Below are 11306 nucleotides of genomic sequence, written 5' to 3'. Positions count from 1 at the left end.
TATTCGTTTTAGCTCTGGTCATTTCGCTAGTTCTTTACGTTTTTTCCTTCCTATATTTCAGACTTTTATACTCTAAGTTGATTATTTACATCAAGATCTCGCTTAGTTTGATAAGTCCTTTTGCTTAGTGGTTAGTTTCCCGTTAGCATACAAAACTATTCACATTTTTGTTAAAGGCTGTCTGTTGCCTATGCTTCGTAAGCTTTCGCTCGCGGTACTGCTCCCTCTGTGTATGCTGACACTATATTTAGTGTTGGTCATAGGCGAGTACCTGTTTGAAAGCGATCAAGTGCGTGCTGAATTGGCGCAGCGACAATCGACACTGATAAAGCAGCAGTTGTTCCGGATGCAGAATGTGGTTCAATCGGCACAGGCTTTACAGGATGTGGAGCGGATCGAGCAGGAGGTTTCCTTAGCTGCGCTGGATATGGGCACTATGGTTTATATCTTAGTTGATGCTGATAGCCGTATTCGTTTTGCAAACCATACTGTTTGGCGCGATAGCAATGCCATGCAAGTCATTGATGGTTATGATGCTACTCGTCATCGTGCTGTGGTTCAGGCTTTCCTGCCACAAATTCTCGTTAATCTCGAACGCTTAACTATTCAAGCATATTATCCCGTCGTGCCTCAGTATGGTGGTGCGGTTGATTTGATTTATCTTGAAGCTGATTTAGCGCCTTTAGTTGCCGAAGCTTCCGCTAAGTTACAACAACGTTTTATGCGGGTTTGGGGGCTGGGTGGATTATTACTGATTGGTTTTACCTTCATTCTCTATTTCCTGTTGATCCGTCCATTCCAAATATTAAGCGAGGCCGCTAAACAGGTAGGGACTTCTTCCTTTTCGACATCGATCCCTTGGAGCTCATCAGAAGTCTTATCATTGCAAGCCAGTTTGCAACAGGTACATGAACGTTTGAGTCGTGCTGTGAAACAGTTGAATGACAGCGAACTGCGCTGGCTGTTTGCGGTGGAAGGCTCGCGGAACGGTATTTGGGATTGGGATATCAGCACGGGTGAGGTTTTTCTTTCTGATCGCTGGAAAGAGATGATCGGTTATGCATCGGATGAATTAGCGGGCGTATTCCAGACTTGGGAAACGCGGTTACATCCCGATGATAGGGATATCGTACTGGATGCTTTGCAGGAGTACGTTAGCGGTAAGAGTAAGGAATTTGAAAGTGTCCATCGCCTGCGACATAGAGAGGGGCATTATGTGTGGGTGCTGGATCGCGGCATGTTGGTTGATTGGGACCCTCAAGGACGTCCGACTCGGATGATCGGCATTCATATGGATGTGTCAGAAAGTGCCAAAAACCATGCTGCGATTAATGAATTTGTGGATCAATCGGTTACGGGTCGCAAGATGTTACCCGATGCCTTTATGGCCCGGCTGTCGCAATTTTTAACCCAAGGTAATAGCTCGGGTCAATGGGGAGCATTGCTGCTTGTTGAGGTGGATAGATTAGGCTTGGTCGCGACTCTAAACTCCCACGAATTAGAGCGCTTACTCACGCAAGTGGCTGCACGTCTATCGAGTTATTTTACTGAGAATATTACCGTTGGTCGATTGGAGTCCGGTGATTTTGTTTTGCTGGCGAAAGACTTAGCGATTGATGCTTCAGTGGCTGCGCGTCGTGCTTTAGCGCTTGCGAGTGAGTTAAGGCAAGTGATTGCTCGACCATTCCATTACGGTCATCATCACTTTGAGCTCAGCGCGAATGTGGGGATTTGTTTGCTCGACAGCATAGAGACCTTAGATCCAGCTTTAGTCATGCGCCGCGCCGAGTTAGCAGCCTTGAGTGCTAAGCAACCTGGGCAAGCGGGATGCGCTTTCTATCATGCTGAGATGGATTTACGTCAGAGCCGTGATGAACAGTTACAACAGGAATTACAGACGGCATTACAGCAAGATAGCATGACGTTAATGTTCCAACCTGTGATGAATGCGCACAGTGAATTGGTCTCGGCTGAAGTGCTCACGCGTTGGTATCGTGCCGATGGCGAGTTTATCCCGCCTACAGAGTTCGTAGCGTTAGCCGAACAGGGAGGAATGATTGCTGAACTCGATCTTTGGGTCGCTAAACGCGTGTGTCAGTTTATTCAGACATCCCATGCCCAAGGCCGGAGTTTGCCGACTTTAACTCTTAATATCAGTGCATTCTCATTTGGTCAGGCAGATTTTGTTGATGCATTGATTGCGTTAGTTAAAGAGCATGGTATTGCGGCGAATCAACTGGGTATTGAGCTCAATGAGGCCGCATTGTTAATGCAACCACAGTTTGTGGCTGAGCGCGTGTCTAAGTTGGTCGATGCGGGGATAGGTATCGTCCTCGATCATTTCGGTTCTGGATCGAGTGCTTTGAGTTGTTTAGCCAACCAGCCATTAGTTGCGGTTAAATTGGATATGAGTTGTATTGATTCATTGGCCGCAATGCCACAAAGAGTGAAGGCGTTAATTGTCTCTGCGCAGCAGTTTAATTTGCACGTGGTGGCTAAAGGCGTTGAATCACCCCAACACTATCAAGCCTTTGTTGAATTTGGCTGTGATGGTTATCAGGGCTATTTATTCAGCCGAGCGCTAAACCAAGCGGACCTTATCCAGCTTGTTTGTCCTCGTCCTTTATTGCGTAGCGTTTAAAGAAGTCGAGAGCATAGTTTAAGGCTTGGTTTCGGCAGGCGTCTTTTTCCATAAAAATCTCATGGGCAGCCCCAGCGATTACTTTCAATTGGCAATGGGTACTCACGGCGAGATTCTGGGCCGCATTATCAACAATCTTATCTTCACTCGCTTGCAGTATCAGTATCGGAGTGCGAATTTGTGCCGTTGCCAGTACGCAAGTATCTGCCGCATCTAAAGATTCAGTCAACCAACGGTTAGTGGGTGAACCGAGTTGTAACTTAGGGGCAGCATCATACAATTCTCGGTAGGCTTGGTATCGGCTTTGGCTGTGAGTTAGCTCATTCCCTTTGAATGGAACAGGTTTATAGTTTTGTCCTGCAAGTACATAATTAGGCTCGCCGCCATTGAGTGTGGTATCGAGTTTACTGGCCAACCAGCGTACGAACGCTTTTGGCATAGGTAATTTAATGCCATACATGGGTGCGGAAAATGCCGCGGCGGTAAAAATATCGGGATGCTGTTTGAGATACAAAGTGCCAATCGCGCCACCCATTGAATGGCCAAGTAGCATGAGTTGTTTGTCGTTTTGTGGTAACACTATCTTCTGCATAAATAGTGCAAAATCATCAATATAATCATTGAATCTTCGCACATGGCCCATATGTGGATTGATTGTCATACGATCCGACAGCCCTTGGCCACGGTGATCTATGGCATAAACAGAGTAACCTTGTTGGTATAAGTCGAAGACCAATTCTTGATACTTTAAATAGGACTCGACTCGGCCACTGCTGAGAACGATTGCGGTATGCGCTTGGGGATGTTTGACCATCATATAGGCCAGCGTGACGCCGTCGGCAGAGGCTAGCGTGTCTTGAACAACGCTTTGCCAGAAGGCTTGCTGCTCTGAGGTATTTAAATCGTGTTCAGTCGAAAATGTCGCTTTGGCTTGGCTCATACTCAGTCGCAAATCATTTGGCTTGAATGGTTTGCTAGAGTGTAACAGACAACCATGGGAGTCTGAAAATACCGACTCCCATGAATTTCATTAACTTAGCGTGTCACCTTTTTCGCTTCAATAAAATCATTGATTTGCTGTTCGAGGATCGACATAGGTACAGAGCCATTTTCGAGCACAGCATCGTGGAAGGCACGAATATCAAATTTGTCGCCGAGTTCCTGTTCTGCCTTGGCACGTAATCGTTTGATTGTTAACTCACCAATTTTGTAGGACAAGGCTTGTCCTGGCCACGAAATATAGCGGTCAATTTCGGTAGTGACATTGTGCAGTGATAGTGCGGTATTGCTGGCCATAAAGTCGATGGCTTGTTGACGACTCCATCCTTGGGCGTGCATGCCAGTATCTACGACTAAACGGGCCGCGCGCCACATTTCATAGGTTAAGCGACCAAAGTTACTGTATGGATCTTGGTAGAAACCCGCTTCTAAACCTAAATATTCGCAATATAGCCCCCATCCTTCACCAAAGGCAGAGATATAGCCATAACGACGGAAATCTGGGAGTGAGGTTAGCTCAGAGTTGAGTGAAATTTGCAGATGATGACCGGGTACGGCTTCGTGCAAGGTTAAGGCTTCTAGCTCGTAGAGTGGGCGCTTATCCAATGCATAAGTGTTGACCCAGTAGTAACCGGGTTCATCATCGCCGTTCGATCCTGAATATCGTCCTGTGGTGTATTTCGGCGCAATTTCGGCAGGCACTGGCGCTATACCATAGGGTTGGCGTGGGAGTTTGCCGAAGTACTTAGGTAGCATGGCATCGGCTTTTTTGGCAATAAATGCCGCTTCTTTGAGTAACTGATCGGCACTGGTGGTGTAGAACTGAGGATCGGTCCGCAGGAAATGTAAGAAGTCGGCAAAGCTGCCTTTAAAACCTACTGACGCGATGATTTGTTCCATTTCTTGGCGGATACGTTGTACTTCTTTTACGCCCAGTTCATGCACTTGCGTCGACGTCATATTCAAGGTCGTATAGTAACGTACCCTATTCTCATAAAATTCTGCGCCGTTAGGTAAGCTACTGGCCGCGATATTTTCCCGGGCATTGGGAATGTACTCTTTAGTCATGAAATCATAAAAGTTTTGGTACAGCGGCAAGACTTTTTGCTCAACTAAAGTGCGGCCTTCTTGGGTCAGCTGAGTTTTTTGTGCCTCAGTGAAATAGTTGGGATATTGAGTAAAAGGTTTGAAATAACTGCTCTTTTCAACAGGGACGATATAAGCACTGATACTGTCTTCAAAGCCATTGAGTGTCACTTTTGGCGGCGTTATTCCCTCGGCCAATCCTTGTTTTAGCCAGTGGGTTTGCAGGGCGAAATAGGTCGGGAGTGCATTGAGTTTGGCAATATAGTTGCGGTAATCCTCAAGGGTGTTGAATCTTCCCTGTGCGATTGACGTGATATAAGCGTGGAAGCCGCTTTCCGCCGTAATGGGCAGGTAATAATCCTTGAAACGATATAGGTCGACATCGTTTTGGATCTGATCTTCCAGTATTTGGGCATTAATCTTATCTTCTTTACTCAAGCTGCCGCGGTCGAGTGCTTTGAGCTGCGCTAGTACTGCGATTTGACCTTGATTAAGCTTAGCGAGCGCGGCTGGCGAGAGAACCGTTAATTTTCCTGCGGCACTGGCATCGCCCATGCTGTAAGCCATTTCAGGATTCGCACTGAGCTGTAATTGCCAGCTTTGGTCGATAATCGCTTGCAGCGCGGGAGCGATTGGCTCAACTTGCGACTGTGCTGCTGATATTGTCTGTGACGATGGGGTTTGAATATTTTTTGTGGTTTGAGTGGCACTGCAGGCGCCTAATGCGCATATCAATAAACTGGGGGTTAAGAGTTTATGCATGTTAGATCTCTGATATTTTCGTTGTTATTGAAGTCATTATGCCTGATGAATGCGGCCGTTCCTTGTATGGATATTAAGCAGAATTGTGACTGAATGTGAATTTAAATGCGTTTAGCGCATAAATGCCCCCGAAAATGCGTGTTAAACTTAGTGTCCGCCCGCGACCAAATAACAAAAGCATTGGCTGGGTAGTTCAAATAGGGGTTAAATATGATTGATACATCCATTCCATTGGTGGATCTGCATCGTCACCTAGACGGTAATGTGCGGGTAAATACCATTTGGGAACTAGGACACCAACACGGCATTGCGCTACCTGCCGATTCTTTAGAGACGCTCGCACCTTTTGTGCAAATTCAGGGGAAAGAAACTAGCTTAGTCGCCTTCTTAAAGAAGCTCGATTGGATGGTTGCCGTACTCGCAGATTTGGATGCGGTTAAACGCGTCGCCTATGAAAACGTTGCCGATGCGGCGTTATCTGGCTTAGATTACGCTGAGTTACGTTTTAGTCCTTACTATATGGCGATGAACCATAAGTTACCGATTGAAGGTGTAGTTGAAGCGGTAGTCGACGGCGTTAAAGCGGGCTTAAAAGACTATAACGTGAAGATCAATTTGATTGGTATTTTGTCACGTTCATTCGGTCAAGCCGCTTGTACTCAAGAACTTGAAGGCTTACTCGCCCATAAACAACATCTCGTGGCTATGGACTTAGCCGGTGATGAATTGGGCTTCCCTGGCGAGTTATTTAACGATCACTTTAAACGTGTTCGTGATGCTGGTCTGGCGATTACGGCTCACGCCGGTGAAGCTGCGGGTTCACAAAGTATGTGGCAAGCGATTCAAGAACTTGGCGCGACGCGAATTGGTCACGGGGTGAACGCGATTCGCGATCCTAAGCTGATGGAATATCTTGCTAAGCACAGTATTGGTATCGAATCTTGCCCAACCAGTAACTTGCATACTTCTACTGTGGCTTCTTACGCTGAGCATCCTTTTAGAACCTTTATGGATGAAGGCGTGTTGATAAGTCTAAATACCGATGATCCCGGTGTGAGTGCTATCGACATTAATCATGAGTATCGTATCGCCAAATCTGAACTCAAGTTAACCGATGCTGAGTTAGCGCAGGTGCAACGTAACGGCGTTGAAATGGCATTTTTATCGGACAGTGAGCGCAAAGCACTGTATGCCGCTAAGATATATACCAATCACATTTAAATATCTAATCAGTTCAGAGCCTCACAGGCATTTCAATCCGAAGCGCATTGACGCAGAAATGGTTATTCCCTTTTTAGTCAATGCAACACGGGAGTGGGATGCCTGTGTGGCTCCCAAGGGGCGGGTTTCAACGCGCTTTATACTGCGTTTAAGGCTTTCGACAGAGCACCACTATGCCTTCAAGCCTTCGCCTTGTCTAAAGCGCGTTGAACTCCCGCTGAATGAACAGATATTTAATACGATTGGTATAAGCTCTGAGTCGTTACTAAAAATTGCCATCAATAAAAAATCCGACTCTAGAGTCGGATTTTTTTGTGAGCGTTTACGAGTGCAGCAATAAGCGTTTAGATCACGCGCGAGAACTGTTGCTGACGTGCTTTTTGGCGATAGTAAAGGTCGAAACACATACAGATATTGCGGATCAATAAACGGCCAGTTGGGCTGATAGTGATCTGTCTGTCGACGATTTCAACTAGCTTGTCATCGATAAATGTCTGCATTAACTTAAGATCTTCCGCGAAATAGGTTTCGAAGTTAATCCCCAGTTTCTCATCAATTTTCGCCATATCTAATTCGAAGTGGCAAATCAGCTGTTTAATCACTACGCGGCGGATTTCATCGTCACGGTTCAGGCTGCAACCTTTCCACAAAGCATGGCCTTCCTTATCTATGGCTTCATAGTAAGGGCGGATATCTTTCTGGTTTTGCGCATAGCAGTCGCCAATCTGACTGATGGATGACACGCCAAGACCTAACAAATCACATTCTTCTTGGGTGGTATAACCTTGGAAGTTGCGGTGCAGTCTGCCTTCACGCTGTAACTTGGCTAACTCGTCATCGGGTTTAGCAAAGTGATCCATACCGATATATTGGTAACCCGCGCCAGTTAAGGTCTCGATAGTTTGGTGCAGCATTTCGAGTTTTTGTTTTGGCGAAGGTAAATGCTCGTCTTTGATCTTACGTTGAGCGGCAAAGCGCGCAGGTAAGTGAGCATAGTTAAATACCGATAGACGGTCAGGCGATAAATCTAAAACGCGCTGCATAGTGACGGCAAAGGTTTCTGGCGTTTGGTGTGGCAAACCATAGATTAAATCTATGTTGGTTGACACAAAACCCATGGCTTTCGCTTTGGCCATCAAGTCGAAGATAAATTGCTCGTCTTGTTCGCGATTAACGGCAATTTGTACTTCTTTATTGAAATCTTGTACGCCGATGGAGATCCGGTTGAAGCCCGCTTCTTTCAATGTGTCGAGCATTGACAGTTCTATCTCGCGAGGATCGACTTCAATCGAGTACTCGCCTTCTTCCGCAAAGTTAAAGTTAGCTTTAATCAATGACGTAAGTTTAAGAATCTGCTCAGGATTTAAGAACGTAGGTGTACCGCCGCCCCAATGCATTTGGGTCACACTGTAATGTTTAAACAGGGGCGCACGTTTGATAATTTCTTGGCTTAAATATTCAATGTACTGATCGGCTTTGTGTTGGTGGCGGGTGATGACTTTATTACAGCCGCAGTAATAACAAAGCTTGGCGCAGAACGGGATATGAATATACAGCGACAGTTTATCGCTTTTGCTATTTTCAATGGCCGTCAGCAGGTTTTGTTCGGTGAATGTGTCATCGAACTCCAATGCCGTTGGGTAAGAGGTATAACGGGGACCGCTGTAGTTATACTTTTCGATCATCGACTGATCCCAGCTAATCTGAGTGGGCTGCTTCAAGGCGTGTCCTCCGTGGGTAAATTAGCAACAAGCGAAGTATGCAAGGTTCTTAAGTAAATAACCTTGATCTAGGTTGTAAAAATGACGTCTGTCTTTTTAGAAGTTACGCAATATCTATCAAAAAAGTACGCTTGTCTGTCGATATATGGTGGTTTTGTGCGCAGGCTCACGGGAGGAAGCAGAGCAAGATTGGAGTGGGTTTTATCGAGATGACCTCAAAACCACAACATAAGTGGTCTTGAGGTATAACAATGAGCGGGTTTAATGCATCGCTTTGGCTTGGTAATCCGCCAGTTTTTTCGCATCATCATTGATGCCTTGCTCTAATGCCGCTTCGGACTTCATTCTGATCAAATCTAACTTCATCCTTTCTTGTTTAGGCAAGGCTTGGCGAGCATCCATGATGGGATGATCTTTAATTAGCTCAAAGTGTTTGAATAATGAAGGATAATCAGGAGCCACGCGCTCACTCAATGACAGGATTTCAAATAATCGCCCAATTCTTACCACGCCTTCAGAGATCTCACAGCGGTCTTCAATCATGGCAGTGGCGATATAGCGGATATCATCTAAAACTTGGGCACGTTTTGCATTCGCCGTGACTTCACGCTCGGCTTGCTGACGCTTTTTTTGCTGCTTGAGTTTTAGGATTAAGAAGGTGGCGTAGCTACTTAGCGCTACTATGATAATAAAACCGAGAATAATGATAGCCGTAGACACAGAGACTCCTTATATGAATGGCATAAGGAGCACAGCTAAAAACTGAGTTCCCTATGCCTTAGCACTGAGAGGTTAGAACTTGTCTTGATAATCTTTGAGTAAGTCAGCGCCTGATTCGAACTTGTCGAACAACTCATCGTCAGACAAAGACTTAGCTGGTGATGAAGGTGCATCATCATCCATATCGTCACTAATACCGAGTTTAACCATCAGGGCTTCAATCTTATTCAGCTGTTGATCTAACCATTTTTGGTCATCATCGTTGAGGTCGCGGCCTTCTTCCAGCATATCTAATAGCTGATTTAATCTTGGATCTTCTTCCAATTTCAGCAGTTTTTGCTCGTCAGTCAGCTTAGCTTGTTTCACTTTTGGCTGAGCGGCTTTGTCTGTTACCACTGCCGCAGGAATCGCTAAAGCAATAGGCTTTTTGCTGCCATGACGCGGGTCTTTTTTCTTCGCGGCCTGCTGTTGCGGCGCTTGCGCTAAAATTAAGCTTTCGTTATGACGACTGCCTGATTTATTGCCAGAATCTTTACGTTTGCCAGTCGCTACAGCGCGATCTTGCTTCTTCACTCTTGGCTGTAACTTAGGGCTGTTCTCGCCGCCCTTGCGTGTTTTCTTGCTACGAGACATGGTCTTCTCAATTGTTTACAACGTATGGCCCCGTAGACTAAGGTTGAGCTTGTCTACAAGGTGCGAAATTAGGCCGAGTGTTATATCAGATTATGATGTTTTTTGCATCAAAACGAGGTCCTTTGCGGCAAATAATAGTTCAAAATCGCTATTGTTTGCTAGGTACTCGAAGGTTTGTCGCTGGTAAAAGCTCACATGGGTGAGGTTGTTCTTGTAATGCCACTTAGCAAAACCATCTAATTCAGTCAGTAACGGTGTGCTTATCGCTAACCAACCACCAGGATGCAGTAGTCGAGAGAGTAAGGCCCACTCTTTTATTGGGTACTGAAAATGTTCAAAAACGCGATAACAGCAGATAAAATCATATTCTTGCTTTAACACATCATGATTCGGGGCAAAAAAGGGATCGTATTGGTTTAACTTGTGGCCCGCATTTTCTATGGTCGCCAGACTCTCATTATCGAGTATGCGTCCAAAATTCAATCCTAATAAACGACCAGCTTGCTGCTGCTCTAATTGCGCTAACAGCGGCAAAATAAATTGCGATAGCTGCTTTTGCTTCAACGCTATGCGTGAACGACCGTATCTTTGTTTCTCTGCCGCGGGTGGTAAATGGCTATTGGCATCCGCAAAGGTTAACTCACATGTCTTGCAAACATAAAAACTCCGCTTTTTATCTTGATGAAGGAGTTGTGTCTGACTGTTATGACAAAGAGGGCATCTGGGCATTGAGTCTGCTGAACTGGTTATTAAGGCTTTGATTGTACCAATTATATTGGTCGAGTGCACATTTTAGACACTAGGGTGTGTTACAAAAGAAAAAAGGCGGCAGTTAAACTGCCGCCTTACAAAGGGTGCTTTAGCACCTTATCCTGATTCCAAGTATCCATACTTGCTATGCGACTTTCCCGGTCGGTATCCTTCTTTTTTTTACTGCTTTCCCTGCATTATTTTTGTTAACGGTCTTCCAGACACTTTATTTTTTTCTGTCGCCATCCTGACCACAGTTTCCGTAGATGGTCTCGCGACACATCATTGTATAGCATCGTCATCATTGACGTTTAGTTAACCATCCGTGTTACTTAAGTACCTTCCAGTGATAACAAGCATCCAGCCAGTGCATCCTAAGCTTATCGCTTCCTTTGCGACAGTTTACATCATGTAAACTGTGTCCTGATGGGGCAAGTTACCCTGAGTGTAAGGCGTTTTGCTAGAAGCAAATTGGCGTTATCGGCCATCCCTTACAAAATTGTGCTGACCTGGATTTCAAGTGGAAATCACGACTCTTGTTATTATTAGAGAGTGGTCTTAAGTATATTATTGTTATTGAGTGTCTTTATTCTTATATCTTGAATGTTAATTATACCGAAACCTGTAAGTTATTATTAATCTTTTTGTACAAACAGATGGGTTTATCTCGGTACGGGGCTTATTAAACCGAAATCTGTGATCTATGTCAAGCATGAATCTTATGCAGTTTACGTTCACGTCAACTTGGTGGTGTAAAAAAAGGGTGATAATAC

General features: G+C 45.2%; 9 protein-coding genes. 3 read left to right on the top strand and 6 right to left on the bottom strand.

What is annotated here, in order from left to right:
* Positions 1–190 precede the first annotated feature (190 nt).
* On the top strand, positions 191–2641 hold the full coding sequence (locus Q4Q46_RS21115; protein ID WP_311906991.1) for an EAL domain-containing protein: 2451 nt from the start codon (positions 191–193) through the stop codon (positions 2639–2641).
* On the opposite strand, the gene Q4Q46_RS21110 is transcribed toward Q4Q46_RS21115, so the two are convergent.
* Positions 2598–3581 (bottom strand): alpha/beta fold hydrolase, encoded by a 984-nt coding sequence (locus Q4Q46_RS21110; protein ID WP_198573810.1) that lies wholly within the window; start codon positions 3579–3581, stop codon positions 2598–2600. The genes Q4Q46_RS21115 and Q4Q46_RS21110 overlap by 44 nt on opposite strands.
* A 95-nt stretch (positions 3582–3676) precedes the next feature.
* Positions 3677–5488 (bottom strand): DUF885 domain-containing protein, encoded by a 1812-nt coding sequence (locus tag Q4Q46_RS21105; protein WP_311906989.1) that lies wholly within the window; start codon positions 5486–5488, stop codon positions 3677–3679.
* Positions 5489–5698: 210 nt separating this feature from the next.
* Here Q4Q46_RS21105 and add point away from each other — a divergent pair, with 210 nt between their 5' ends.
* A complete protein-coding gene (gene add, locus Q4Q46_RS21100; protein ID WP_311906987.1) occupies positions 5699–6709 on the top strand; it encodes an adenosine deaminase in 1011 nt (336 codons plus the stop codon).
* 106 nt (positions 6710–6815) lie between these two features.
* The gene (locus tag Q4Q46_RS21095; RefSeq protein ID WP_311906992.1) at positions 6816–7049 is read left to right on the top strand and encodes a hypothetical protein; all 234 of its coding nucleotides are present in this window, start codon (positions 6816–6818) and stop codon (positions 7047–7049) included.
* 4 nt (positions 7050–7053) lie between these two features.
* Here the strand turns inward: Q4Q46_RS21095 and hemN are convergent, their stop codons facing one another.
* From hemN to Q4Q46_RS21075, 4 genes are all read right to left on the bottom strand, one after another.
* A complete protein-coding gene (hemN, locus tag Q4Q46_RS21090) occupies positions 7054–8430 on the bottom strand; it encodes an oxygen-independent coproporphyrinogen III oxidase (protein WP_006084752.1) in 1377 nt (458 codons plus the stop codon).
* A gap of 261 nt (positions 8431–8691) precedes the next feature.
* A complete protein-coding gene (locus Q4Q46_RS21085; protein WP_311906985.1) occupies positions 8692–9150 on the bottom strand; it encodes a DUF2489 domain-containing protein in 459 nt (152 codons plus the stop codon).
* A gap of 72 nt (positions 9151–9222) precedes the next feature.
* Positions 9223–9783 carry a Der GTPase-activating protein YihI gene (yihI, locus tag Q4Q46_RS21080; RefSeq protein WP_106648817.1) on the bottom strand — a complete coding sequence of 187 codons (561 nt, stop codon included), beginning with the start codon at positions 9781–9783 and terminating at the stop codon, positions 9223–9225.
* A 90-nt stretch (positions 9784–9873) separates the two neighbouring features.
* Positions 9874–10512, bottom strand: coding sequence for a class I SAM-dependent methyltransferase (locus Q4Q46_RS21075; RefSeq protein WP_107950056.1), 639 nt, complete (start codon positions 10510–10512; stop codon positions 9874–9876).
* Positions 10513–11306: the final 794 nt, after the last annotated feature.

The sequence above is a fragment of the Shewanella vaxholmensis genome (assembly GCF_031932135.1).
In the GTDB taxonomy this organism is placed as follows: Bacteria; Pseudomonadota; Gammaproteobacteria; order Enterobacterales; family Shewanellaceae; genus Shewanella; species Shewanella hafniensis.
Note: the sequence above shows the minus strand (reverse complement) of the source record. Positions and strands in the feature narration are given on the sequence as shown.

Coding starts and splice junctions, on each gene's coding strand:
- Q4Q46_RS21110 (WP_198573810.1), bottom strand. CDS start 3,581: ATGAGCCAAGCCAAAGCGACATTTTCGACTGAACACGATTTAAATACC.
- add (WP_311906987.1), top strand. CDS start 5,699: ATGATTGATACATCCATTCCATTGGTGGATCTGCATCGTCACCTAGAC.
- yihI (WP_106648817.1), bottom strand. CDS start 9,783: ATGTCTCGTAGCAAGAAAACACGCAAGGGCGGCGAGAACAGCCCTAAG.
- Q4Q46_RS21105 (WP_311906989.1), bottom strand. CDS start 5,488: ATGCATAAACTCTTAACCCCCAGTTTATTGATATGCGCATTAGGCGCC.
- Q4Q46_RS21075 (WP_107950056.1), bottom strand. CDS start 10,512: ATGCCCAGATGCCCTCTTTGTCATAACAGTCAGACACAACTCCTTCAT.
- Q4Q46_RS21115 (WP_311906991.1), top strand. CDS start 191: ATGCTTCGTAAGCTTTCGCTCGCGGTACTGCTCCCTCTGTGTATGCTG.